Origin of the sequence: Conexibacter sp. S30A1 (genome assembly GCF_023330665.1) — a bacterium.
Taxonomy (GTDB): domain Bacteria; phylum Actinomycetota; class Thermoleophilia; order Solirubrobacterales; family Solirubrobacteraceae; genus Palsa-465.
In genome coordinates this window covers 819,657-842,278 of record NZ_CP097127.1, presented here as the reverse complement: position 1 = coordinate 842,278, position 22,622 = coordinate 819,657, and the positions used below count along the sequence as shown (strand labels likewise).

Sequence of the window (22,622 nt, the reverse complement as noted above, 5' to 3'; positions counted from 1 at the left end):
GGGCGCTCAGCCGGCCTTGTGGGTCTGGTCGTCCATGAGCTCCGGTGGGAGTGCGCCGGGTGGCGGGTAGGTGCCGCTCAGGATGTCGGTCAGGCGCTGCACATCGGCACCGCTGATCAAAAGCTCACCGCTCTCGTCCTTGTGACGCAGCCGGCTGACCAGTTCGGCGCGGAGAATGTCGATCTTGCCGTGCAGCAGGCGGCGGCGATAGGAAACCTCAAGCTCCTCGTTCTCCATCTCCGCGATGAGGTCCTTCAGCTCTTGGTCCGTGAGCGAGCCGAGGTCCGGGAAAGTTTCCATAGCGACTACTCCTCCGTGCGGCCGTGCTGGCGCCGCCGACGATCTCTGGGGGACTGAGTATACGCTTCGCTGCCCCAGGGTCAATCTGAGCTTGAGCCTTCTCGTAGCTGTCTGATGCCACGCCTCACGTAGAGACCGAGGGCCAGCAGTCCCAGTGCCATGCCCACATACAGGAGCGTCACCGCCAGCCAGTGTGGTCCGGTCATGGCGAAGAACGGTGCGCCCATCACCGGTGCTACCCCGATCCGGCCCGCCCAGTTGATCCGGATCTCCACTCCCCGGCGCAGACCGTAGCGGCTGATCACCAGGATCGTCAGCTCACGCGCGATCACCAGCGCCAGTGCCCAACGCGGCAGCAGCCGAAAGTCCCAGGCGACCGCCATGCCGGCCACCACCAGCAGCCGGTCAATGATCGGATCGAGCATCGCGCCAAGGCGGCTGTACTGCCCTGTAAGCCGCGCGGTGAAGCCGTCCAGGTAATCCGCCCAGCCGACGACCGCAAACACGACCTCAGCGCTGAGGCTGTGCCCCGCCCGGCTTGCGAGCGCCAGCAGCACAAACACGGGGATCAGTGCCAGGCGCACGTAGCCGATCGCATTGGGCAGCGTCCACGGGCGCAGCGGCGCGCCGGCGCGAACCTGGTCCGGAGGTGGGCCTGAGCGGTCCAGACCGATCAGGCGACTGAAGCTCAGGCCACGTGGCGCCACAGCTCAGCGATCGCCGCTGCCGCGCCCTCCAGCGGGAGGGCGCGGGGCTCCTGGCCCCGACGCACCTGCACCTCGAGCTCGCCGCTTTGAAGCGTCCGCCGCCCGACCGTCACCCGCAGCGGACAGCCAAGCAGCTCGGCGTCTGCGAACTTCTCTCCCGGCCCGGCGTCGCGGTCGTCATAGAGCGTGTCGATGCCGGCGCTCACCAGCTCCGCGTAGATGCGCTCGGAGAGCGCTCGCTCCTCGCTGCCCTCCTTCCCGAGCGTCACCAGATGCACGGCAAACGGCGAGATCGATCGCGGCCAGGAGATGCCGCGGTCGTCGGCGAACTGCTCGATCGCGGCCGCCGCGATACGGGCCGGACCGATGCCGTAGCAACCCATCCACACGGGCTGTGCGACGCCCGAGCGGTCGAGGTAGGTGGCGCCGAGGACATCGCTGTAACGGGTCCCCAGCTTGAAGATGTTGCCAACCTCGATCGCGCGCTCGATCCGCACCTCGTGGCCGTCAACCCGGTCGCCAGCGACGACGGCGCGCACGTCGCCGCGCGCAAACGCGAAGTCCCGTCCCGGAACCACCCCGCGAAGATGACGGTCGGGCCGGTTGGCACCCACCACGTAGCCGCCACCGTCGGCAACCACGGCGTCGTCGAGCAGGACTGGCACCTGCACCCCGACCGGCCCGATCGAGCCCGGGGGGCCGAGATGCCGCTCGATCTCCTCTGCGCTGGCTGGGCGGAAGCTCGAGCCGAGTGCCAGCGCCAGCTTGACCTCGTTGACACGGTGGTCGCCGCGCAGCATCACGAGCGTCAGCGAGCCGTTGGGCAGCACCACCGGATAGGCCTTCAACAGCGCCCCCTCGGGCAGACCGAGAGCCTCTGCCACCTGTGTGATCGTCGTCATCCCGGGCGTCTGCACCTCCTCCGGCGCTGCCGGGGCTGACGGCAGTACTACCGGCTGCGCTTCGGCGCGGGCCACCTCCAGGTTTGCGGCGTAGCCGGGTGCCAGCACAACGTCGTTCTCGCCCGCCGGACAGGGCGCCATGTACTCGTGAGCGCCGAACCCGCCCATGGCTCCGACGTCCGCCTCCACGCTGTACCACTCAAGGCCACAGCGATCGAGGATCCTGTCGTAGGCGCCGGCATGCTTCTGGTAGGAGATGTCCAGGCCTTCGCGGTCGCGGTCGAAGCTGTAGGAGTCCTTCATCACGAACTCCCGGGAACGCAGCACCGCTGCTCGCGGCCGCGGCTCGTCGCGCTCCTTGGTCTGGAAGTGGTAGAGCACCCGCGGCAGGTCTCGGTAGGAGCGGATCAGCGTCGCGGCGTGCGTGGTGATCACCTCCTCGCTGGTCGGGGCGAGCACCATGTCGGCGTCCTTGCGGTCCTTGAGCTTGAACAGCTCTTCTCCGAAACCCTCGTAGCGGCCGCTGCGCCGCCAGAGCTCGGCGGGCTGCAGGATCGGCATCAGCATCTCCATACCGCCGATCGCGTCCATCTCCTCACGGATGATCTGCACGATCCGCTGGTGCGTTCTCCAGCCGGCCGGCAGCCAGGTCCAGAGGCCGGCGCCCACCTGCCGGATCAGGCCGGCGCGCACCAGCAGACGGTGGCTGAGCGCCTCCGCGTCGGCTGGCGGTTCGCGCTCGGTCGGCAGCAGATACTCGCTGAGGCGTGGCATCGGCTTGCAAGCGTACCCGTGAGCGTGGCTGAGCGCTGCGCGCAGGGGTCTCTGAGCCGCTCTGGCCAGGGTCGGGGCTGCGCCGCAGCCCGATCGCACCGAGTACTAAGCTCTTGCCAAGAGAGACGACGAAGAACAGGAGCGAGCATGGCATTTTCCGTACCCGATCTTCCCTACGACTTTGGTGCGCTTGAGCCGTACATCGACGCGCTGACGATGGAGATCCACCACGACAAGCACCACGGTGCCTACGTCGCCAACGCCAACGCTGCGCTTGAAGGCACGGAGTGGGCGGATAAGTCGGTGCAGGAGATTCTCACCAATCTGCGCGCACTGCCGGCCGACAAGCAGGCGCCCGTGCGCAACAACGCCGGCGGACACTACAACCACACCCTCTTCTGGGAGTCGATGGGCCCCGGCAAGGGCGGCGAGCCAACCGGCGCGCTGGCCGACGCAATCAGCGCCACGTTCGGATCCTTCGCTGACTTCCAGGCGAAGCTCAAGGCAGCAGGCATCGGCCGGTTCGGCTCCGGCTGGGCCTGGCTGGTGCATGACGGCTCAGGTCTTGCGATCGTCTCGACACCCAACCAGGACAACCCGATCAGCGACGGACAGACGCCGCTTTTGGGTGTCGACGTCTGGGAGCACGCCTATTACCTGAAGTACCAGAACCGCCGTCCTGACTACCTCGACGCGTGGTGGAACACGGTCAACTGGGACGCGGTGGCAGCGCGTTTCGCCGCGGCTTCCTAGAGAAGAGCTGGTGTGGTCTGTCGAGCCACCGGCGCGACAGACCACACAAACACGGATCAGGCTGACGCGCGGGTGAAGCGCCGGCCCTTGACCGGCGACTGCGCCTCACGCTTGGCCGCCTCTGCCTCGAGCGCCGCCATGCGCTCCGGGGTCATCGCGGTCTCGTCCTCGTTTTCGGCCAGCCATTGTGCGGCTTCGGCGACGCTTGCCTGGTCGCGGAGCACCTTCTTGCCCGAGGCGTAGTACTTGTCGATCTCGGCAAACAGCTCGTCCACCAGCCTGGCGGTCGGCACCTTGCGGATCAGCTCGCCCTTGGCGTAGATCACGCCCATGTCCTTGGCGCCCGCGATGCCGAAGTCGGCGTGGCGGGCCTCGCCGATGCCGTTAACACCGCAGCCCAGCACCGAGACCTCGATCGGCTCCTCGTACTGCTCGAGCCGGCGCTCAACCTCGGTAACAACCGTGTCCATGTCGAACTGCAGGCGTCCGCAGGTCGGGCAGGCGATCAGCACCGGTCCGCGTCGGCGCAGCTTCAAAGCTTTGAGGATCTCCCAGGCGACCTTGACCTCCTCCTCCGCCTGAAAGGTCGAGAGCGAGATCCGGATGGTGTCGCCGATGCCGTCGGCCAGCAGCGTGCCAAGTCCGACCGCCGACTTCAGCGAGCCCGACCACTTGGTGCCGGCCTCGGTGACACCGATGTGCAGCGGGTAGGGAATGCGCTGCGCCAGCATGCGGTTGGAGGCGATCGTGTTGGGCACACTGGTGGACTTGATCGAGACCTTGAAGTTGGTGAACTCGAGCCGCTCCATCAGCTCGACAAACTCAACCGCCGCGGTGACCAGCGCCTCAACCGGGTCAGCGAACTCGAGCTCGCGCAGATGCTCAGGCAGCGATCCGGAGTTGACTCCGATTCGCAACGGACGACCGAGTTCCTTGGCTCGCGCCACCACCGCTGCGACCTTGTCGGGGCCACCGATGTTGCCGGGGTTGATGCGCACGCAGTGTGCGCCGGCGTCGAAGGCCTTGAGCGCCAGCGTGTAGTTGTAGTGAATGTCGGCGACGATCGGGATCGGGGATTCGCGCACGATCGTGGCCAGCGCCTGCGCGTCGCTGTCGCGCGGTACCGCGCAGCGAACCAGGTCAGCACCGGCATCCGCCACCCGCCTGATCTGCGCCAGCGTGGCCTGAATGTCGGCCGTCTCGGTTTTGGTCATCGTCTGCACGGCGACGGGCGCGCCACCGCCGATCGGCACGGTGCCGACGTGGATCTGATTTTTCGAGGGCATCGCCCTTCAGTCTAGTGGCAGGCCTGCCGCGCCCGGAGCGGCTCTCCGGCGCCGGCCTGCGGCTCCTCAAGCTCTGCGTCCATGGGCCCCAGCTCGATCCCGTAGAGCGCGCGGAAGGTCTCGTCCTGCGCCTTGCGATCGAAGACGATCTCGACGGCGCCATCTCGGATGAAGCCGATGTCCGGCAGCCCAGCGTTCCAGAGCGACGCACGCACGGCCGTGTAGGCGCCGGTGCCCAGCAGCGCGATACCTTCGCCGGCGACATCGGCTGGCAGCATCGCATCGAGGTAGAGGCGTGCTGGTGTTGGCGTCGGGTCGGCGATGTGCGTGCGCCGCCACGGCGTCCCGTCGGCAATGCGCAGCGGCAGCGGCGGGTAGGCGCGGTCCGAGGTCGGCGGCAGCAGGTTGCTTCCGACCTCGGCTATGTGCCAGTGCTGCCCCTCCTTGAGCTTTGTTCCCAGGATGCGCGAGAGGACGACCGCGGCATCACCGAAGACGTAGCGGCCCGGTTCCAGCAGCAGCTCGAACCCGTCAGATCCGGCCAGCGCGTCGCGGGCCGCCAGCGCGAAGTCAGCGATGCTGTGGCCCGCTCGCTCCAGCAGATATCGCGCCTCGATCCCACCGCCCAGGTCAAGCGCGCTAACGCGCCCGCCGGTACGGCCGGCCAGCTCCGTGCGCAGGTCCCCCATCCGGCGTGCGATCTCGCCGAACTGAGCCGGGTCCGTGCAGCGAACCAGCTGGTGGGCGTGCAGACCGTAGAGCTCCAGGTGGGCGGAGCGCGCCACATGCTCGAGCAGCTCGTAGGCCGCATCCGCGCCAACGCCGAGCTTGGAGCGTTCCGAGAAGAAGCTGTCCGGGGGAAGCGGGTTGACCCTGACCATCACCTTGGGCTTGGCGCCCGCGAGCCGCGCATGCCACTCGAGGTGCTGGACCTCCTCCATGCTGTCCACGTCGATCAGCAGCCCCTCGTCTGACAGCAGCATCTGCAGATGATCAGCCTGGCGGGACATGCCGTTGACGATCGTGCGATCGGCCGCGAACCCGAGGCTGCGGGCGATCCGCCATTCCAGCTCGCCGGCGATCTCGGCGCCCGCACCGGCGTCACGGAGCGCCGCGAGCACCGGGCCCAGGTAGCAGGCCTTGATCGCGCAGTTCACCGATACGGAGAAGTACTTGGCGAACGCGTCCCTGATGCTGCGGTAGTTGTCCACCGCCCTGCTGGGGACGTGGAGCAGGAGTGAGCGCTGACCGTCCCACAGCTGCTCGCCGCTGACCCCGTCGATGGACAGCTGTCCGTCGACGTAGGCGATGAAAGGCAGCAGCCGGTCGATCTGCTCCACTTCGGTGCGCGTGAACACCGGCGGGCCGGTCTGCCCGAGCGCCGGTGCAGGCGGCGTCTGCGCGGTCGCGGCTTCCTCCGCCGCCCCGCGGGCGTACGAGGTCTGTCGGACTGGCACTGGTTGGGTCAAGGGTGGCTCCGCTCGGCGGTTGTGCTGGCTTGCGCGATCGTCACCGCCGCGCACGCATCGGCGGACGGAGATGACCGGCGTCATCTCGAGCGTCGCTTCTTGACAACGTAGGAAACCGAGTAATCGCGGGGTAAAGATCAGGCGTAAACTAATGAACGTCTCAGGAACCGCCGGGCCGGTGGTCGGCGGCCCCGGTCGGTCTACTGAAGACCGAAGCCCGACCCGGTGAGCGAGTGGATGTCGTTGCTGAGCCCGATGACCAGCAGCAGCGCGATCAGCGCAAAGCCGATCAGGCTCGCTCGCTCCATCACGACCAGCGAAACCTTGCGCCCGCGTATCTTCTCCGTCAGCGCCCAGAAGATGTGCCCGCCGTCCAGCGGCAGCAGCGGGAACAGGTTGATGATCGCCAGCGACAGCGAGATCAGCGCGATCACCTCCACGCCGCTTGTCCAGCCAGCGGCGATCTGCTGCGCGGTGATCGCGTAGGCGCCCACGATGCTGTGCAGCTGTCGGCGTTCGCGTGCCTTGAACAGCTGTGCGATGTCGCTGACCGTCACCTTGGTCACGTGCCAGAGCGACGTGACGCTGTGCTCGGCGGAGTAGAGCACGCCGTTGGGAGCGGTCTTGAAGGCGAAGGCAAAGCCGACGAGCATTGCGCCCACTGAGGCGTTCCATCGTGGACGCACCCGGACAGTCCTGAGCACGCCCCGTCGGCGAATCACCATCGTGACCGGCTTCACCGCTGCGCAGCCGTTGACGTGGGCGTCGCCGGCGCAGGTATGGGTCCTGATCGCGGCGCGAATGCGCTGAGCGTTGCCGTGCACACCATCGACGGAAACGATCTGGTCGCCGAGCTTGAGCACCCGCTGTGCGGGGCTGCCGACCGTGATCTCGCCCACCACGTTGGAGACCAGCGGCACGCCGTGTGCGTTTGTGGCCACGTGGACCTGCGTCCCAAGAAAGAACAGCCATGCCAGCAGGAAGGCCACCACGAGGTTTACAGCCGGTCCCGCGGAGATCACCACGATGCGCTTCCAGACCGGCTGGTTGACGTAGGCTCGCGCCTCGAACGCGGGGGTCTCATAGGTCTCCCCCGGGGTCATGCCGGTGATCTTCACGTAGCCGCCCAGCGGGATCACGCCGATGCCGTACTCGGTCTCTCCGATCTGGCGCTTTGCGAACATCGGGCCGAAGAACAGCGAGAAGCGCTCCACCCGCATCCCGACCGCCTTGGCCGCAACGAAGTGGCCCGCTTCGTGCAACACGATCAGCGTCACGAAGCCCACAAAGGCGAGAAAGTAGGCCATCAGACTCTGAAGTGTGTCAGGCCGCGCCTCAACGTCAGCTCAACTCTGACGCAACTCTTCGGGCCAGCGCTCTGGCCTCGGAGTCTGCGGCGGCGAGTGCCTCAAACGACTCGGCTGCGCCCGGCGGCAGCCGCTCGAGCGTCCGCGCCACCACCTCGGAGATCGCCAAAAACGACAGCTCGCCCTTCAGGAACGCGTGGACGGCCACCTCGTTTGCGGCGTTGAGCGTACATGGTGCCGTCCCGCCCGCCAGCCCCGCTTCACGCGCAAGCCGCAGGCAGCTGAAGGTCTCGGTGTCCGGCGCTTCGAAGGTCAGTGCGCCGAGCGCGGCCAGGTCCAGCGCTGGTATCGGCAGCTCACCACGGCCGGGATGATGCAGCGCATAGGAGATCGCCACGCGCATGTCGGGATAGCCCATGTGGGCGAGCGTCGCGCCGTCACAGGACTGGACCAGGGCGTGCACGATCGACTGCGGGTGAACGACCACGTCGATCTGTTCGTACGGCGTGCCGAACAGGTGGTGTGCCTCGATCAGCTCGAGCCCCTTGTTCATCAGGGTGGCCGAGTCGATGGTGATCTTGCCGCCCATCGACCAGGTCGGGTGAGCGAGCGCCTGCGCCACGGTCACAGCTTCAAGCTGTGCCCTGGTCCGCCCCCGGAAGGGACCGCCGGAAGCGGTCAGCAGCAGACGATCGATCGTGCCTGCGGGTTGGCCGGTGATCAGCTGGTGCAGCGCCGTGTGCTCGGAGTCGACGGGCAGCAGCCTGGCCGCGGTGGCCTGAGCGAGCGCATTGACGAGCTCGCCGCCGACCACCAGCGATTCCTTGTTGGCGAGCGCCAGGTCGATGCCTTCGCCAAGCGTGGCGACCGTCGCAAGCAATCCGGCAGAGCCGACGATCGCGTTCAGCACGATGTCGGCGCCGCTTGAGGTAACCAGCTCCACGATGCCGTCGGGCCCGCCCATCACAGCGCCGCGCGGCCAGGCACCCGCGGCGCGCGCAGCAGCGTCCGGATCGGCCAGTGCGATCTGGCTCACGCCAAAGCGCTCCGCCTGCTCGAGCAGCTGTTCCCAGTCGCGTGCCGCGCTCAGCCCGATGACTTCCAGCTTGCCTTCGCTGCGCGCAACCACGTCCAGCGCCTGCTTCCCGATCGAGCCGGTGGAGCCGAGGATCACGAGGCGGCGCGGCATCGGGTTCAGCGTGGCAGCGGGATGTGGATGGCGAAGAAGTAGCCGACGACGACGGTGAAGATGACCGCGTCGAGGCGGTCGAGAGCGCCGCCGTGGGCGCCGAACAACACACCTGCGTCCTTCACGCCGGCGTCGCGTTTGATGAGCGACTCAAACAGATCCCCGATCGGCGCGATGATGGCCACGGCCAGGCCGAGCAGCAGCGCCGTGCCGTGCGGCAGCCAGGTCTCCTGGTAGAGGCCGGCAACAACGATCGCGATGACGGTCGCGAGCGCGCCGATCGCGAGTCCCTCAACAGTCTTCTTGGGCGAGATCGCCGGCGCCAGCGGGTGACGGCCGAACAGACGGCCGCCGAGATAGGCGCCCGTGTCGCCGACAAAGGTGCCGACCGCGACATCGATCACAAGGCCCTTACCAACCCCGCCCGGTATCTGGCGCAGGAGCACCGCCACCGCGAACGGCAGGCCGATCCACAGCACGCCGAGCAGCGTGGCGCCGATCGTCGCCGCTGCGCCCTCCTCCTGTCCACGCCAGAGCATTGCCAGAAACACCAGCGGCAGTGAAGCCAGCGCGGCACCCATGACGTCGTTGAGGCTGCCGTAGTGCGCGGCCAGGCACATGCCAACGGCCACTGCGAAGCCGACCAGCGGCACCGGCCGCCACCTGGCGAGCATGCGGTAGAGCTCCGCCAGGCAGGCACAGGCCAGGATCGCCATGAGCAGCGTCCAGCCGATGCCGCCAAGGTCGACAAAGGCCACCGCGATGACCGCCGCCGGGATCGCGACCAAAAGCCGCGCGAGGAAGTCTGAGCCTGCGGGTTTGCGCGACCGCGGCGGCGTCGACGCGCGGCGAGGGGCCGGCATCAGCGACCGCCGAAGCGCCGCTGACGCTGGGCGTACTGAGCAAGGCTGTCGGCGAACGCCTCGCGCGTGAAGTCAGGCCAGAGCTCGTCCCGAAACACGAACTCCGAATACGCGCCCTGCCAGGTGAGGAAGTTTGAGATGCGCTGCTCGCCGCTGGTGCGGATGATCAGGTCCGGGTCGTGCATCTCGGGCGCATAGAGATGGCGGCGGAACTCCGCCTCGTCACCACCGTTGAAGTTCCGGGCAGCGTCGAGGATCTCCGCGCGGCCGCCATAGTTGAAGGCGACGTAGAAGGTGATCCGCTCGTTGGCGGCCGTCTCAGCCTCCGCCCAGCGCATCTTCTCGATCAGGCGCGCCGATACCGGTGCGCTGCGGCGACCGATGAAGCGCAGGCGCACCCCTTCAGCCTTGAGCTCGGGGGTCTCGATGTCGATGCGCCGGGAGAACATCCGCATCAGGCCGGCCACCTCAGCCCGCGAGCGGCTCCAGTTCTCGGTTGAGAACGAGTACACGGTCAGCTCGCGGATCCCGAAGCTGACAGCGTCGCGCAAACGCTCCTTGACCACGTCTGCGCCGGCCTCGTGGCCGCGCACGGCCGCCAGTCCGCGCTGCCTCGCCCAACGGCCGTTGCCGTCGGTGATGATCGCCACGTAGCGTGGACCATCGACCACGGCATCCACCGCCGTGCCCGGCGCCAGCTCAGAGCTCGACGCCACCGTCAGACCTCGAGGATCTCTTCTTCCTTGAGCTTCAGCAGCTCGTCGAGCTCGGCTATGCGCGTGTCGGTCACCTTCTGCAACTCGGTCTCGGCACGGTGCTCGTCATCGGCGCCGATCTCGCCCCCCTCCTTGAGCTGGCGCAACTCGTGCATGACGTCACGGCGGACGTTGCGGATCGCGACCCGGCCGTCCTCGGCCAGGCCACGCACGACCTTCACCAGCTCCTTGCGTCGCTCCTCGGTGAGCTCGGGCAGCATCAGCCTGATCATCGCACCATCGTTGGATGGCGTCAGGCCGACGTCAGACTCGAGGATCGCCTTCTCAATCGCGCGGATGGAGGTCTTGTCGTATGGCTGAATGGTGAGCATGCGCGCCTCGGGAGCGTTCACGGTGGCCAGCTGCTTGAGCGGTGTTGCGGTCCCGTAATAGTCGACGTTGATGCGGTCCAACAGCGCCGGGTTGGCTCGGCCGGTGCGGACCGAGCCGAACTCGTGACGGCTTGACTCAACCGACTTGTGCATCCGCTCGCGGGCGTCGTCGAGCATCGTTGTCAGCAGATCTTCGCTCATGTCTTGACCAGTGTCCCCACGTGTGATCCGGACAGTATCCGGTTGATGTTGCTGCCGTCGGCCATGTTGAAGACGACGATCGGCAGGTTGTTCTCCATGCACAGCGCGAAGGCGGTCGCATCCATGACCTGCAGGCCACGGGTGAGCGCCTCCCTGTGTGTCAGCTCTGAGATGAACTGCGCGGCCGGATCCTTGGCGGGGTCGGCGCTGTAGACGCCCTCCACCCCGTTCTTGGCCATCAGCACGACCTCGGCATGCACCTCAGCGGCCCGGAGTGCCGCGGCGGTGTCGGTGGTGAAGAACGGGTTGCCGGTGCCCGCAGCGAAGATCACGACCCGGCCCTTCTCCAGGTGCCGTACGGCTCGCCGCCGAATGTATGGCTCAGCCACCTCCGAGATGGTGATTGCGGACTGCACGCGTGTGGGCACCTCAGCCTTCTCGAGCGCATCCTGCAAGGCCAGCGCGTTGAGCACCGTCGCGAGCATGCCCATGTAATCGCCCGTGGCCCGATCCATGCCGCGGGCGGCCGCCTCCAGGCCGCGGTAGATGTTGCCGCCACCGACGACCACCGCGATCTCAACACCGCGCGCGTGCGCCGCCGCGATCTCACCGGCGACCGCCTGCACGCGCAGCGGATCGGTCCCGTAGTCCAGCTCGCCCATCAGAGCTTCCCCTGAGAGCTTGAGCAGGATCCGGTGGTAGGCGGTCGTTTGGTTGGTGCCCTGTGCGCTCACCGCGACCCGATGCTATTCGCCCACCGCGAAGCGCGCGACGCGCCGGACCACGACGTTCTCACCCATGTCGGATGACAGCTTGGCGCGCAGATCCTCGATCGTCTGTCCCTCGTACTTGACGTGTTCCTGGCGCATCAGCACCACCTCGTCGAGCCACTTGTCGAGCTTGCCCTGGACAATCCGCTCGCGCACGTTCTCAGGCCGATCAGCGGCCTGCTCGGTGGCGATCCGCACCTCACGCGTACGGTCCTCCTCGGGGATCTCATCCTCGGTGATGGCCAGCATCTCAGGCTTGGCGGCGACGTGCAGAGCCAGGTCCTTGGCAAACGCGACGAAGGCGTCGTTGCGCGCGACGAAGTCGGTTTCGCAGTTGACCTCAACCAGGGAGCCGATCTTGCCGCCGGCGTGGATGTAGGACTGGACGGTGCCCTCGGTCGCGTCGTTGCCTGCACGCTTGGCGGCCTGAGCCTCGCCGCGGGCCCGCAGCAGCTCGACGGCCTTCTCAACGTCGCCCTGTGCTTCGGTTAGTGCCTTCTTGCAGGCCATCATGCCCGCGCCGGTACGGTCGCGCAGGGCCTTGACCTCGGCGGCGCTGATGTCGCTCACTCTGATTCTCCTTCAGTCTCAGTTTTGCTGGCGGTGGCTTCCGCGGCCGGTTCGGGAGCGGGCTCTGCAGCTGGCTCAGGCGTGGCCTCCGGGGCCGGCTGAGCCATGGACTCACTCTTGGCCTGCGCCTCAGCAGCGGCCTGTGCCTCAGCGGCGGCCTGCGCCTCAGCAGCAGCCTGCGCCTCAGCAGCGGCCTGCGCCTCAGCCTCACGCCGCGCGCGCTCCTCGGCCTCGCGACGTGCGCGCTCCTCGGCCTCCAGGCGCTCGCGCTCGAGCCGCGCGGCCTCCTGCTCGGCCCGGAACACGGAGTGCGCTTCCGCGACGGAGTCACCGATTGCGCGCGTGATCGCGGCGCAGGAACGGATCGCGTCGTCATTGCCAGGAATGACGTAATCGATCCCCTCAGGGTCGCAATTGGTGTCCACCAGGCCGATGATCGGGATGCGCAGGCACTGGGCCTCCCGGACTGCGATCGCCTCGGACTTCAGGTCGATCACGAAGACCGCGTCGGGTGGGCGCTGCATGTTCTTGACGCCGCCGAGGTTCGCGCGCAACTTCTCGAGGTCGGCCTGCGCCGCCATCCGCTCGCGCGTGGGCAGCAGTTGCAACTGGCCCTCGGTCTCGTAGCGCTCGAGGTCGTGCAGGCGCTTGATGCGCCCGGAGATCGTCTGGAAGTTGGTCAGCAGGCCACCGAGCCAGCGGTGGTTGACGTACGGCATGCCCGCGGCCTCGGCCGTCTCCTTGATCGCGTCGCGCGCCTGCTTCTTGGTGCCGACAAACATCACCACGCCGCCGTGACGGGCGATGTCGGCGGCGAACTGCTGGGCCTGGGCGAGCAACTCCTCGGTCTGCTCCAGGTCGATGATGTAGATCCCGTCGCGCTCACCGAAGATGAAGCGCCGCATCTTCGGGTTCCAGCGCCGCGTCTGGTGGCCGAAATGTACGCCGGCCTCCAGCAGCTCTTTGATGCCCACCTGAGCCACTTGTAACTCCCTTGGTCTAGCTGTGAGATAGCAACCGCCGGGCAACCATGGTCACGACTCCGGACTTTTCCGGAGCAGGGCGCGACTCGGCCCGACGGAGGGTCGAATGCAGAAAGCAACGCCAGTGTAGTTCACAAAAGCGCCGCACGCGCGGCGGCCAGGGCCGCGGTGAGGTCACCCGGCAGCGGTGCGCGCACATCCACCGGCGCACCGGTCGCGGGGTGCGTGAACGCCAGGCGCTCGGCGTGCAGGAACTGACGCTTCAGGCCAAAGCGCATCGGCCCGCCGTAGATGGAGTCACCGATCACCGGGTGGCCAATCGCCTGCAGGTGCACGCGGATCTGGTGGGTGCGGCCGGTCTCGAGCCGCACGCGCAAAAGCGCCGCGTGCGCCAGCACCTCGACCAGCTCAAAGTGCGTGACCGCAGCCCGCGGCGCGTCGCTGTCAACCGAATGCTTCAGCCGGTCGTGGCGATCACGGCCGATCGGCGCCTCGATCGTCCCACTGCGCGCCGGCGGGGTCCCCTCAACCAGGGTCAGGTACTCGCGCCGCAGTGACCGGTCAGCCAGCATCGCCTTCAGGCGCCGGTGGACCGCATCGCTCTTGGCCACGACCAGCAGTCCGGAGGTATCCCGGTCCAGCCGGTGCACGATCCCTGGCCGCTGCGGGTCCTCGCCGCCTGAAGCCCGGTCTGCGAGCGCCTGCACGAGCGTGCCGGTCATGTGGCCGCGCGCAGGATGCACCACCACGCCCGCTGGCTTGTCGACCACGATCAGCCACTCGTCCTCCCAGACGACCTCGAACTGTGCCGGCTGCGGCCCGCTGGCCGCAGCCGGCCCCGGCGTCTCGCGCGCCACGACGACCCGCTCGCCCGCCCTGACGCTGTGGCGCTTGGCGAGCTCGCGGCCGTCAACCGACACCAAGCCGGCCGCGATCAGCCGTGCCGCCCGTGCACGCGAGCCCAGGGGCTCGGCGAGGAACTGGTCAAGGCGCTGGCCCGCAGCCTCGGCCGCGACAAGGCCCTCCCACTCGAGCTCAGCCATCGCCCCTCCGTTCGATCACCAGCACCAGGATCACCACGCCCACCGTGATGCAGCTGTCGGCGACGTTGAACGCCGGCCAGTCCGGCAGCTTGATGAAGTCGATCACAGAGCCGAGCAGTACGCGATCGATGAGGTTGCTGAGCGCGCCGCCGACCAGGAGACCCGTGGGCAGCCACAGCAGGCGCTGCGCCGGGCGGCGCATCAGGAAGGTGATGAGGCCCGCCAGCACGACGATCGTCACCACGTACACGAGCGCCCCGCTGCCGGCCAGGAAGCTGAAGGCCACACCCGTGTTGCGCTCATAGACGAAGTCAAGGCCCGGCAGGATGTGGCGCACCTGACCGGGCTTGATCGAGGTTCCGATCGTGTGCTTGGTGAGCTGGTCTGCGGCGATCACCAGCGCGCCCGTGAGCGCCGCACGCCCAAGCGCCCGACGCCGCGGCGCGTCAGCCACGGACCAGCGAGACGATCACCGTGCTTAGCACTCCGAGCACGACGATCGCGATGATCGGGCTGAAGTCCATCATGCCCACGCTCGGGATGATCCGCCTGAAGATCCGCAGGTACGGATCGCAGACCTCGCGCAGGAAGTTCAGCACCATGTCCAGCCAGCGAGAGTACCCGGGGCGCAGGCCGAAGGAGAACGCGAAGCTGGCCAGCACGTGGATCAGGATCAGCGCGATGTAGACGCCGAAGAGGTCGGAGAGGTAGTTGGCGACGTCGCCCCGGACGCTTGCGACCAACAGCATCTCAACGCTTCCCGACCGGTGTTGCGACCGCGTCGATCGCGTCCTGGAAAGCCGTACGGATGCCCGCCCGCTCGAGCGCAGCCAGACCGCGCGCGGTTGAGCCACCGGGTGAGGTCACCTCACGCCGGACCGCCAGGGTGTCGTAGCCGCGCGCTGCGATCAGCGCGGCGCTGCCGGCCATCGTCGCGGTGACGAGCTGCGCCGCGAGCTCCGCCCCCAGGCCACGGCGCACGGCCGCATCCACCTGGGCTTCCGCGAGCAGCGCCTGGTATGCGGGCCCCACGCCGCTGATTGCACTGGCGATGTCGAGCAGGCGCTCGGGCACCGAGACAACCCTGCCGACGCGTTCGAACAGCGCGATCACCTCACGCTCCAGCGCAGCGTCGAGCGCTGCCGCCGCGGCCGGCTCGCGTTGCGCGTAGACGGTGACCCCCTGGCGGACCTCGACGCAGGTGTTGGGCATCAGCGCAAAGACCTGAGAGCGAGGGTACGCGCGCTGCAGCGCCTGCGTCCCGGTGCCACCGAGCACCGAGACGACTGCGGGCGCCACGTCGGCGATCTGCGCCGCCACCTCCTCGAGGTGGTAGGGCTTGTGGCAGAGGATCACGACATCGACGCACTGCGCCAGCTCGCGGTTGCTGGCCACGCGCTCACCGCCGAGCTCGTCCACCAGCTGCTGTGCCCTGCCGGACCCGCTGTCGGTGCAGAGCACGGGCTCGCCCCAGCCACGTGCGAGCGCGCGTGCCATGTTGCCCGAGCCGATCAGACCGACCTTCACGCTCGCAAGCGTACCGTCGGCGCCCCAAGCCGGCGGTCGCCGTGCCGCGGGCCAGCGGGCCCGGCGGCACGCAGACGGCGCTAGCTCTGGTTGAAGAAGCCCTTCTCGATCAGCTTCGCGCGCTCGTCCGCCGAGACCTCGACGTTCTGCGGGGTCAGCATGAAGACCTTGTCGGCGATCCGCTCCATGCCGCCGTCGAGGGCGTAGGTGAGGCCGCTTGAGAAGTCGATCAGGCGTTTGGCCAGATCCGAGTCGGTGCCCTGCAGGTTGAGGATCACGGGGATCGCATCCTTGAACCTGTCGGCCACGTCTTGGGCGTCGTTGAAGTTCTTGGGTGCCACGAAGTGCACGCGCACGTCGGTGCTTGTGGCACGGCTTGGACGGGTCGCAACCGGTCGCAGGACGGTCGTCCGATGCTCTCCAACGTCGTCGCTGAAGATGTCGTCAAACTCGTCGCGGCGCCTGCGCGAGCGTGTGTCCAGCCGGCGCACGGTTGGGCGATCCCGGTAGTTGTCCTGCATCTGGACCTCCGGTTCCGAATAGGGCTCGAAGTCCTCGTCGTATACGTCGTCCTCCTCTGCGAGGCCGAAGTAGACAAGGGTTCGATGCCATGTGTCGCGAAATGCCATGTCTGGCCTTCAGTTCGGGTTAGCGTCCGTTTTCCCTGCTGTGCGCCGTCCGATTATGGCGCGTGGCGCCGGTAGAGGAGCGTGCCGAGGCGAATGATGGTCGCGCCCTCCTGCGCTGCCGCCACGTAATCCTGGCTTGTGCCCATCGACAGCTCATGCAGGTTGTGCGCTGCCGCGAGCTCGCGCAGCGCCGCGAAGTGGCGGCGGTTTGCGTCCCCGTCAGCCGCCAGCGGCGGCATCGTCATGAGGCCGACGACCTGTACCGGACAGCGCTCGAGGAAGGCCGGCAGCGCCGCCGGCTCAATCCCGCTCTTGCCCTCCTCGCCGGCGACGTTGACCTCGACCAGCACGCGCGTCTGGGAGCTGCCGTGCTTGGCCAGCTGGGCGAGCGCCGAGTCGCTTGCGACCGAGTGGATGTAGCGCACGTGCGGCAACAGCAGTGGAACCTTGCGGCTCTGCAGCGCCCCGATGAAGTCCCAGGTGAGCTCGGGGTGCGCGCGTGCCTTCAGCACGAGGTCCTGTGCGCGGTTCTCGCCCGCCAGCGTGACGCCGCCGGCCACGAGCGCGTCAAGCTCGTCGACCGGGAGGTACTTGACCGCCGCCAGGATCTGGACGGAGTCAGGGTCGCGTCCGGCCGCGGACAGCCGCTCGCGGACCTCGGCGAGGTTTGACCGCACGTCCTGCGCGCGGAGCCCGCTGATCAGCTCAACCATGCGATCGCCGCGTTACGGCCCGTTTCGGGTCCGTCGCGCCGGTAGGAGAAGCAGAGCTGCGGCTGCGCGCAGATCGTGCAGATGTCACAGTCGTGCACGCGCGCCACCCCCGCCTCCATCAGCTGCACCCGGGCGATCGCCTTGAGGTCCAGGTTGCGCCCTGCGCGGAAGTCCTGGCTGCGTGCGTTGAAGCGCCGGTGCAGGTCCTCGTCGACCTCGTAACAGCAGGCGCCAGCGCCCGGGCCGATCGCGGCGCTGAGCACGCCGCCGCGCAGGCGCCGCAGAGCCGCCACGGCGTTTGCGATCACGCCCTCGGCGAGTCCACGCCAGCCGGCGTGCACGGCCGCGACGGCGCCGGGCGTGCTGATCACGATCGGCAGGCAATCTGCGGTCAGCACCGTCGGTGCGACCCCGGGCGAGGTGGTGATGACCGCGTCGGCCTGCGTCTTGGCGACCTGCTCGGGGTCGCCAGCGACCAGCACGGTGCTGCCGTGCACCTGCTGGGGGCGGGCGAGGCGCACGCCGAGCCTGGCGGCGAGCTCCGTCTGTCCGTCGCGCGCGTCGCCCCAGCTGCGGGTGGTGAAGAGCGCGCGTGCGCCCGGGAGCTCCACGGCGATCTGTCCTTCCCAGTCCTCAAACGGGGAGCTCAGCTGCATGGTTTGAGGCTACCGCTGGCGCTGCGCGGACGCGGCCCGCAGCGCCAGCTCGAGCTGTGCCCGCCCGCTGTCGGCCAGGCCGTCAAAGAGCCCCGCCCTGGCGGCGGCGAGCCCCGCGCCGACCGCCGGGCCCTCAGGGATGCCGTGCGCGATCAGATCATCGCCGCTGATCGCAAGCGCGCGATGGCGCAGGTCGGCGAGCCAACTGCGCGCCTGCGTCTCGCCCGACAGCGTCGCCGCGAGCGCCACCGCCTCGACCGGCGAACCCGCGACGGCCGCGGCGATCTCCGCACCGCTGCGCGCGGCTGCGAGGCGCGCAGCCAGCGCGGGCGCCCGGCCCGCGGTCTGCACGATGCGCTCGCGCTCGTTGGCGTTGAAGCCGAGGTGGTCGAGCGTCGCTTTAAGCGAGCGTGCGTCGGCGCTGTACGGCTGCTGGCTGAAGCTGGCGGCGAGCACGAGCAGGTCGCCCCTGCCGTCGGGGGGCAGCAGCTCAAGCGCCCTTGCGGCCCGGCTGCGGTCGAGCGTCCAGGGCAGCCCCAACTCGGCTGCGGCGGCGAAGGCCGCAAGCGGCTCCTGTTCGGCCGCCAGCAGACGCAGCTCATTGCCGAGCCGGGGTCCGCTCAGGGTCTTTAGCGCGCCGGCGGCGATCGCTTCGCTGGCAAGCGCACGGGTGTGCGCCTCGGGCTGGAATCTCAGCCGCGCGGCGTAGCGCGCGAGCCGCAGCAGCCGCGTGGGGTCGTCGATGAAGCTCTGATCGTGCAGGACCGCCAGCCGGCGCGCGGCCAGGCTCTCAAGCGCGCCCGGCAGTGCCAGCAGCGCGCCGGTGTACGGGCCGCTCAGCCCCACCGCGATCGCGTTGACGCTGAAGTCACGCCGCCACAGGTCGACCTCGATCCCGGCTGGTGCGATCTCCGGCAGCGCCCCCGGGTGCGGGTAGCGCTCGCTGCGTGTGCGGGCGATGTCAACGCGGGCGCCGCAGAGTTCGAGCGCCAGCGTCTGAAAGCGTGTCGGTGTGGGGGCCTCAGCGTTCAGCTCGACGGCGTCGAGCAGCGCGACCAGACGATCGGGCTCGCCGTCCACGGCCACGTCGATGTCGAGCGGCTCGCGGTCGAGCAGCAGATCGCGCACCGTGCCCCCCACCAGGTAGGCGGCGATACCTGCCCTTGCGCCCGCGTCAACGAGCTTTGCCGCGGGCGCGAGGGCGGCCACGCGCTCACGTAGTGTCGGCGCGATCGGTGTCGTGACCGGGCTCGCGGGCGGGATCTGCACGGGTTCATCTTCGCTTACGGCTACTCTCCGTGCCCGATGCATCTACCGAGGTCAAATCGCGGGACCTGGCTGATGGCCGGATTGCTGGTGCTGGTCGCGGTCGCGGTCGGCGCCTACGCGGTGCACGAGCTCGGCAAGCCGACCAATACGGTCAACACCAAGGCGGCGTTCACGCCGACGACAAACACGCCTGCGGCCCCGAAGACCAAGCAGCTGCTGGTGCCGTTCTACGGCGGCGGACAGACGCGCCTGCGCGACTTCACCGCCAACGCCAACGTGGCGCCGCCGTTCAAGATCGCCTGGCGGCTGGGTGGCAACGCGCTGCTTGAGTTCCCGCTCTCGATCTGGGGTAACAACGGCTACTACATCGACGACGGCGCGACCGTCAAGCGCATCAACCTGCACACCGGCAAGCTGATCTGGGAGAAGCACATGGGCAGCTGCCACGGCTGCGGCCTGTCGGCCTCCACCCCGGCCCTGGACGTCAAGCACAAGCTCCTGTTCGTCTCGGTGCTGTCGGTGGCCGGCAGCACGATCGGCGCGGTGGGCGGCGAGGAGGCGGCGGTCTCGATGCTGAGCGGCAAGACGCTCTGGCGCTACCCGGTGCCGAGCGGCACGGAGTCATCGCCGATGGTGGTGGGCAACTCCGTCTACTTCGGCGATCAGGCCGGCACGCTCCACTCGCTCAACGTGCTCACGGGCAAGGTCAACTGGACCTTCCCCACCGGCGGGGCGATCAAGGCCGGTCCCACCTACTACGACGGGAACCTGTACTTCGGCAACTACGCCGGCAGCTTCTACGCGGTCAACGCCAAAACCGGAAAGCAGGTCTGGGCGCAGAGCCCCGGCGGACAGTTCTACTCCACCCCGGCGCTCGCCTTCGGCCGCGTGTACGTCGGCAACAACAACGGTGCGGCCTACTCCTTCCAGGCGAACAACGGCACGCCGGCCTGGACGCGCACGCTCGGTGGCTACGTCTACTCCGGGCCCGCGGTGGCCACCGTCCCGGGCCTCGGCCCGACCGTCTACATCGGCTCCTACGACGGCTACCTCTACGCGCTCAACGCGCGCACCGGCGCGACCGACTGGGCCTCCTACACCGGCGGCGCCAACCCGGCGATCTCCGGCTCGGCAACGGTCGTCAACGACCAGGTGTACGTCTCGACCGTCTACCAGAAGGGCAGCTACGGCTACAACGCGACCACCGGCAAGAAGGACTTCTACTTCCCCGATGGCGGCTACACGACCGTGGTGGCCGACCGCAACTCGCTGATCCTGATGGGCGACTACGTGCTCTACAAGCTGGTGCCCACCAGGTAGCTGCCGGTGCGCCGCTCGCCGGCAGCGGGCGGACCTCGTTACCACCGAAGTTGGATGCCGTGGGCGCGAAAGCGCTGGTCGGCGGTGATGACCGGCAAGCCTTCGACGATGGCCTGCGCGATGAGCGACCAACGCGATCTCGTTCGTGCCGGGCTCGCGGCGCTGCTCCCAACGCGAGACGAGCGTCAGGCGCGGGGCATCGCACCGGTACGCCGGCCCCGACGCCGCTTGGCGTCGTAGAGCGCCGCGTCGGCCCTCAACACCACGGTGTCCGGATCATCGCCGGCCAACGCGGCCAGGCCCCAGGACAGTCCGACACCGCGGAACCCTTCGGCCGAGCCGCTGACCGCGTGATACACCATCTCCTCACCCTCGATTAGCTCCACCACCGCAGCCGCCGCACCGGTGATCGCCTGCGCACGTGAGACGACGAGCGCCATCACCTCGTCGAGCGCCAGCCCAGCGGAGGCAATCTCGCTCTGTGTCTCGATGATCGCGAGCATCCGGCGTGGGGAGAGGCCAGTCATACTTTCCTATCGGCCTTCGAGACCGGCAAGTTGACCCGCTCGAGTCCACGCCGCGAACGGTCTGAGCCGCGACCAGGAGGCCGTCCAAAAGCGCTCCTGCTGCCATTCGCGGCGCCCACCGGCGGACCCCAGAGCGCGTGCCAGGGTGCTTTTGTAGCTGCCAGCGCCTGCGTCTGTGAGGTCTTGGTGGAGATGATCAACCCCCTGGGGAGACTCGCAGCGCGGCTCACGATGATCTCAGGCGGATGGACACATGACTGGCCCGTCGCGTTGACGCATACCTTTTAGGTACGGGTGGCCGGCTTATCGCCGTACCCGACCTCGCCCAGCCACAGGTCTCGAAGCGCCTGCGAGGCGAGCACGACAGCATCACGCAGCTGCCCACGTCGGTCCCTCGCCAGCACAGCCTTCGCAGCGGGTGTGAGGCGGCTTCAAGACGGGTAGGCTGGTCGCGGATGCGCTTTCTCCAGCTCGGTTCTCTGCGCCTTGCTGCCGGCGTCGCCGCCGCGGCACTCGCCGTGGCAGCGGTCGTCTACGGCTTTGCTGCCGGGGGCCACCGGGCGCACGCCAGGCCCGCCGCCCAAGCGACGACCACCACCTCGTCGGCCGCCGCCCCGCCGCCGACCACCACCACGTCCACACCGGTGAAGCCTCCGGTCGACAACTTCACGCTGCCGTTCTACGGTGGTCACGCCACCAGGACCCGTGACTTCGCGGCGCGGCCGACACTGCATCCACCGCTGCGGCTGGCCTGGAAGCTCGGGCGCAACGCGCTGCTCGAGTTTCCGCCGGTGATCTGGCGCAACAACCTCTACTACATGGATGACGGCGCCACCGTCAAGCGCGTGAACATCCGCACCGGCCAGCTGATCTGGGAGAAGCACATGGGCAGCTGCCACGGCTGCGGTCTGTCGGCCTCAACGCCGGCACTGGACGTGAGACACAGGCTGATGGTGGTCTCGGTGCTGTCGCTGACCGGCAGCACGATCGGGGCGGTCGGCGGCGAGGCGGCCGCCGTCTCGATGCTCAGCGGCCGGACGCTCTGGAGCTATCCGGTACCGAGCGGCAGCGAGTCCTCCCCCGTGATCGTCGGCAACTCCGTGTACTTCGGCGATCAGGCGGGCACGCTCACATCGCTCAACGTGCGGACCGGCGCGGTCAACTGGACCTTTCAGACAGGCGGTTCGATCAAGGCCGGTCCCGCCTACTGGCACGGCAACCTCTACTTCGGTAACTACGCCGGCAGCTTCTACGCGGTCAACGCCAGGACCGGCCGCGAGGTCTGGGCCCAGAGCCCCGGCGGCCAGTTCTACTCCACTCCAGCGGTTGCCTACGGCCGTGCGTACGTCGGCAATAACGACGGCAGCGCCTTCGCGTTCTCGGCCACCAGCGGCGCGCAGCTGTGGTCGGACTCGCTGGGCGGCTACGTCTACTCGGGGCCGGCGGTGGCTGATATTCCCGGGCTCGGCCAGACCGTCTACATCGGCTCCTATGACGGTGACCTCTACGCGATCAACGCCGCCACCGGTGGGATCGACTGGTCCGCGTCGGTCGGCAGCGCGATCTCTGGCTCCGCGACCGTCGTGGGTCACACCGTCTACGTCTCGACCGTGTACGTACGCGGCAGCTACGGCTTTGACGCCCGCACGGGCAAGCAGGTCTTCTACTTCCCGCACGGCTCCTACACGACGGTGATCGCCGAGCCGGGGGCGCTCTTCCTGATGGGCGACTACGTGCTCTACAAGTTCGTGCCAGCCAGATAGCAGCCCTCGCCGTG

The 22,622-nt window shown here is 68.3% G+C and carries 25 protein-coding genes; 3 read left to right on the top strand and 22 right to left on the bottom strand.

Annotated features, from left to right (window positions below):
- Positions 1-6: 6 nt before the first annotated feature.
- The 3 genes from M3M54_RS04165 to M3M54_RS04155 form a co-directional block, all read right to left on the bottom strand.
- A complete protein-coding gene (locus M3M54_RS04165) occupies positions 7-300 on the bottom strand; it encodes a hypothetical protein (protein WP_249020925.1) in 294 nt (97 codons plus the stop codon).
- Positions 301-380: 80 nt separating this feature from the next.
- Positions 381-1,007, bottom strand: a complete 627-nt coding sequence (locus M3M54_RS04160) for a CDP-alcohol phosphatidyltransferase family protein (RefSeq protein ID WP_249020924.1) — start codon at positions 1,005-1,007, stop codon at positions 381-383.
- Positions 989-2,683: a proline--tRNA ligase gene (locus M3M54_RS04155; RefSeq protein WP_249020923.1), complete on the bottom strand. Its 1,695-nt coding sequence runs from the start codon at positions 2,681-2,683 to the stop codon at positions 989-991. The genes M3M54_RS04160 and M3M54_RS04155 overlap by 19 nt, the downstream gene beginning before the upstream one ends.
- A gap of 147 nt (positions 2,684-2,830) precedes the next feature.
- Between M3M54_RS04155 and M3M54_RS04150 the strand changes: the two genes are divergently transcribed.
- Positions 2,831-3,436: a superoxide dismutase gene (locus tag M3M54_RS04150; protein WP_249020922.1), complete on the top strand. Its 606-nt coding sequence runs from the start codon at positions 2,831-2,833 to the stop codon at positions 3,434-3,436.
- 56 nt (positions 3,437-3,492) lie between these two features.
- Here the strand turns inward: M3M54_RS04150 and ispG are convergent, their stop codons facing one another.
- The 18 genes from ispG to M3M54_RS04060 form a co-directional block, all read right to left on the bottom strand.
- The gene (gene ispG, locus M3M54_RS04145; RefSeq protein ID WP_249020921.1) at positions 3,493-4,722 is read right to left on the bottom strand and encodes a flavodoxin-dependent (E)-4-hydroxy-3-methylbut-2-enyl-diphosphate synthase; all 1,230 of its coding nucleotides are present in this window, start codon (positions 4,720-4,722) and stop codon (positions 3,493-3,495) included.
- 11 nt (positions 4,723-4,733) lie between these two features.
- A complete protein-coding gene (locus M3M54_RS04140) occupies positions 4,734-6,179 on the bottom strand; it encodes a hypothetical protein (protein ID WP_249020920.1) in 1,446 nt (481 codons plus the stop codon).
- Between the two features lie 212 nt (positions 6,180-6,391).
- Positions 6,392-7,498 carry an RIP metalloprotease gene (locus M3M54_RS04135; RefSeq protein ID WP_249020919.1) on the bottom strand — a complete coding sequence of 369 codons (1,107 nt, stop codon included), beginning with the start codon at positions 7,496-7,498 and terminating at the stop codon, positions 6,392-6,394.
- Positions 7,499-7,532: 34 nt separating this feature from the next.
- Positions 7,533-8,687, bottom strand: coding sequence for a 1-deoxy-D-xylulose-5-phosphate reductoisomerase (gene dxr, locus M3M54_RS04130; protein WP_249020918.1), 1,155 nt, complete (start codon positions 8,685-8,687; stop codon positions 7,533-7,535).
- 5 nt (positions 8,688-8,692) lie between these two features.
- On the bottom strand, positions 8,693-9,550 hold the full coding sequence (locus M3M54_RS04125; RefSeq protein WP_249020917.1) for a phosphatidate cytidylyltransferase: 858 nt from the start codon (positions 9,548-9,550) through the stop codon (positions 8,693-8,695).
- Complete coding sequence (uppS, locus tag M3M54_RS04120) at positions 9,550-10,266, bottom strand: polyprenyl diphosphate synthase (RefSeq protein WP_249020916.1); 717 nt, start codon at positions 10,264-10,266, stop codon at positions 9,550-9,552. The genes M3M54_RS04125 and uppS overlap by 1 nt, the downstream gene beginning before the upstream one ends.
- 2 nt (positions 10,267-10,268) lie before the next feature.
- Positions 10,269-10,838, bottom strand: a complete 570-nt coding sequence (gene frr / locus M3M54_RS04115) for a ribosome recycling factor (protein WP_249020915.1) — start codon at positions 10,836-10,838, stop codon at positions 10,269-10,271.
- A complete protein-coding gene (gene pyrH / locus M3M54_RS04110; protein ID WP_249020914.1) occupies positions 10,835-11,572 on the bottom strand; it encodes a UMP kinase in 738 nt (245 codons plus the stop codon). The genes frr and pyrH overlap by 4 nt, the downstream gene beginning before the upstream one ends.
- A gap of 12 nt (positions 11,573-11,584) precedes the next feature.
- Positions 11,585-12,178 (bottom strand): translation elongation factor Ts, encoded by a 594-nt coding sequence (gene tsf, locus M3M54_RS04105; RefSeq protein ID WP_249020913.1) that lies wholly within the window; start codon positions 12,176-12,178, stop codon positions 11,585-11,587.
- Positions 12,175-13,161 (bottom strand): 30S ribosomal protein S2, encoded by a 987-nt coding sequence (gene rpsB, locus M3M54_RS04100; protein ID WP_249020912.1) that lies wholly within the window; start codon positions 13,159-13,161, stop codon positions 12,175-12,177. Before rpsB ends, tsf begins: the two co-directional genes overlap by 4 nt.
- Before the next feature lie 131 nt (positions 13,162-13,292).
- On the bottom strand, positions 13,293-14,204 hold the full coding sequence (locus M3M54_RS04095) for an RluA family pseudouridine synthase (protein WP_249020911.1): 912 nt from the start codon (positions 14,202-14,204) through the stop codon (positions 13,293-13,295).
- Entirely contained in the window at positions 14,197-14,658 is a 462-nt protein-coding gene (lspA, locus tag M3M54_RS04090; RefSeq protein WP_249020910.1) for a signal peptidase II, read from the bottom strand. The genes M3M54_RS04095 and lspA overlap by 8 nt, the downstream gene beginning before the upstream one ends.
- Positions 14,651-14,953 (bottom strand): YggT family protein, encoded by a 303-nt coding sequence (locus tag M3M54_RS04085; protein WP_249020909.1) that lies wholly within the window; start codon positions 14,951-14,953, stop codon positions 14,651-14,653. Before M3M54_RS04085 ends, lspA begins: the two co-directional genes overlap by 8 nt.
- A 1-nt stretch (position 14,954) precedes the next feature.
- Positions 14,955-15,731, bottom strand: coding sequence for a pyrroline-5-carboxylate reductase (locus M3M54_RS04080; RefSeq protein ID WP_249020908.1), 777 nt, complete (start codon positions 15,729-15,731; stop codon positions 14,955-14,957).
- 80 nt (positions 15,732-15,811) lie between these two features.
- A complete protein-coding gene (locus M3M54_RS04075) occupies positions 15,812-16,360 on the bottom strand; it encodes a cell division protein SepF (protein ID WP_249020907.1) in 549 nt (182 codons plus the stop codon).
- A 53-nt stretch (positions 16,361-16,413) separates the two neighbouring features.
- The gene (locus M3M54_RS04070; protein ID WP_249020906.1) at positions 16,414-17,073 is read right to left on the bottom strand and encodes a YggS family pyridoxal phosphate enzyme; all 660 of its coding nucleotides are present in this window, start codon (positions 17,071-17,073) and stop codon (positions 16,414-16,416) included.
- On the bottom strand, positions 17,061-17,729 hold the full coding sequence (locus M3M54_RS04065; protein ID WP_249020905.1) for a polyphenol oxidase family protein: 669 nt from the start codon (positions 17,727-17,729) through the stop codon (positions 17,061-17,063). The genes M3M54_RS04070 and M3M54_RS04065 overlap by 13 nt, the downstream gene beginning before the upstream one ends.
- Before the next feature lie 9 nt (positions 17,730-17,738).
- The gene (locus tag M3M54_RS04060) at positions 17,739-18,998 is read right to left on the bottom strand and encodes a hypothetical protein (protein WP_249020904.1); all 1,260 of its coding nucleotides are present in this window, start codon (positions 18,996-18,998) and stop codon (positions 17,739-17,741) included.
- Between the two features lie 72 nt (positions 18,999-19,070).
- Between M3M54_RS04060 and M3M54_RS04055 the strand changes: the two genes are divergently transcribed.
- Positions 19,071-20,318: a PQQ-like beta-propeller repeat protein gene (locus M3M54_RS04055; RefSeq protein WP_249020903.1), complete on the top strand. Its 1,248-nt coding sequence runs from the start codon at positions 19,071-19,073 to the stop codon at positions 20,316-20,318.
- Positions 20,319-20,503: 185 nt separating this feature from the next.
- On the opposite strand, the gene M3M54_RS04050 is transcribed toward M3M54_RS04055, so the two are convergent.
- Positions 20,504-20,845 carry a hypothetical protein gene (locus M3M54_RS04050; protein WP_249020902.1) on the bottom strand — a complete coding sequence of 114 codons (342 nt, stop codon included), beginning with the start codon at positions 20,843-20,845 and terminating at the stop codon, positions 20,504-20,506.
- A gap of 455 nt (positions 20,846-21,300) precedes the next feature.
- On the opposite strand from M3M54_RS04050, the gene M3M54_RS04045 reads away from it, so the two are divergent.
- Positions 21,301-22,608 (top strand): PQQ-binding-like beta-propeller repeat protein, encoded by a 1,308-nt coding sequence (locus tag M3M54_RS04045; protein WP_249020901.1) that lies wholly within the window; start codon positions 21,301-21,303, stop codon positions 22,606-22,608.
- Positions 22,609-22,622: the final 14 nt, after the last annotated feature.

Excerpts from the sequence above, each read along its gene's own strand:
- M3M54_RS04165 (WP_249020925.1), bottom strand. The coding sequence starts at position 300 with ATGGAAACTTTCCCGGACCTCGGCTCGCTCACGGACCAAGAGCTGAAG.
- M3M54_RS04155 (WP_249020923.1), bottom strand. The coding sequence starts at position 2,683 with ATGCCACGCCTCAGCGAGTATCTGCTGCCGACCGAGCGCGAACCGCCA.
- M3M54_RS04150 (WP_249020922.1), top strand. The coding sequence starts at position 2,831 with ATGGCATTTTCCGTACCCGATCTTCCCTACGACTTTGGTGCGCTTGAG.
- ispG (WP_249020921.1), bottom strand. The coding sequence starts at position 4,722 with ATGCCCTCGAAAAATCAGATCCACGTCGGCACCGTGCCGATCGGCGGT.
- M3M54_RS04135 (WP_249020919.1), bottom strand. The coding sequence starts at position 7,498 with ATGGCCTACTTTCTCGCCTTTGTGGGCTTCGTGACGCTGATCGTGTTG.
- dxr (WP_249020918.1), bottom strand. The coding sequence starts at position 8,687 with ATGCCGCGCCGCCTCGTGATCCTCGGCTCCACCGGCTCGATCGGGAAG.
- M3M54_RS04125 (WP_249020917.1), bottom strand. The coding sequence starts at position 9,550 with ATGCCGGCCCCTCGCCGCGCGTCGACGCCGCCGCGGTCGCGCAAACCC.
- frr (WP_249020915.1), bottom strand. The coding sequence starts at position 10,838 with ATGAGCGAAGATCTGCTGACAACGATGCTCGACGACGCCCGCGAGCGG.
- M3M54_RS04095 (WP_249020911.1), bottom strand. The coding sequence starts at position 14,204 with ATGGCTGAGCTCGAGTGGGAGGGCCTTGTCGCGGCCGAGGCTGCGGGC.
- M3M54_RS04085 (WP_249020909.1), bottom strand. The coding sequence starts at position 14,953 with ATGCTGTTGGTCGCAAGCGTCCGGGGCGACGTCGCCAACTACCTCTCC.
- M3M54_RS04075 (WP_249020907.1), bottom strand. The coding sequence starts at position 16,360 with ATGGCATTTCGCGACACATGGCATCGAACCCTTGTCTACTTCGGCCTC.
- M3M54_RS04070 (WP_249020906.1), bottom strand. The coding sequence starts at position 17,073 with ATGGTTGAGCTGATCAGCGGGCTCCGCGCGCAGGACGTGCGGTCAAAC.
- M3M54_RS04065 (WP_249020905.1), bottom strand. The coding sequence starts at position 17,729 with ATGCAGCTGAGCTCCCCGTTTGAGGACTGGGAAGGACAGATCGCCGTG.
- M3M54_RS04055 (WP_249020903.1), top strand. The coding sequence starts at position 19,071 with ATGGCCGGATTGCTGGTGCTGGTCGCGGTCGCGGTCGGCGCCTACGCG.
- M3M54_RS04050 (WP_249020902.1), bottom strand. The coding sequence starts at position 20,845 with ATGACTGGCCTCTCCCCACGCCGGATGCTCGCGATCATCGAGACACAG.
- M3M54_RS04045 (WP_249020901.1), top strand. The coding sequence starts at position 21,301 with ATGCGCTTTCTCCAGCTCGGTTCTCTGCGCCTTGCTGCCGGCGTCGCC.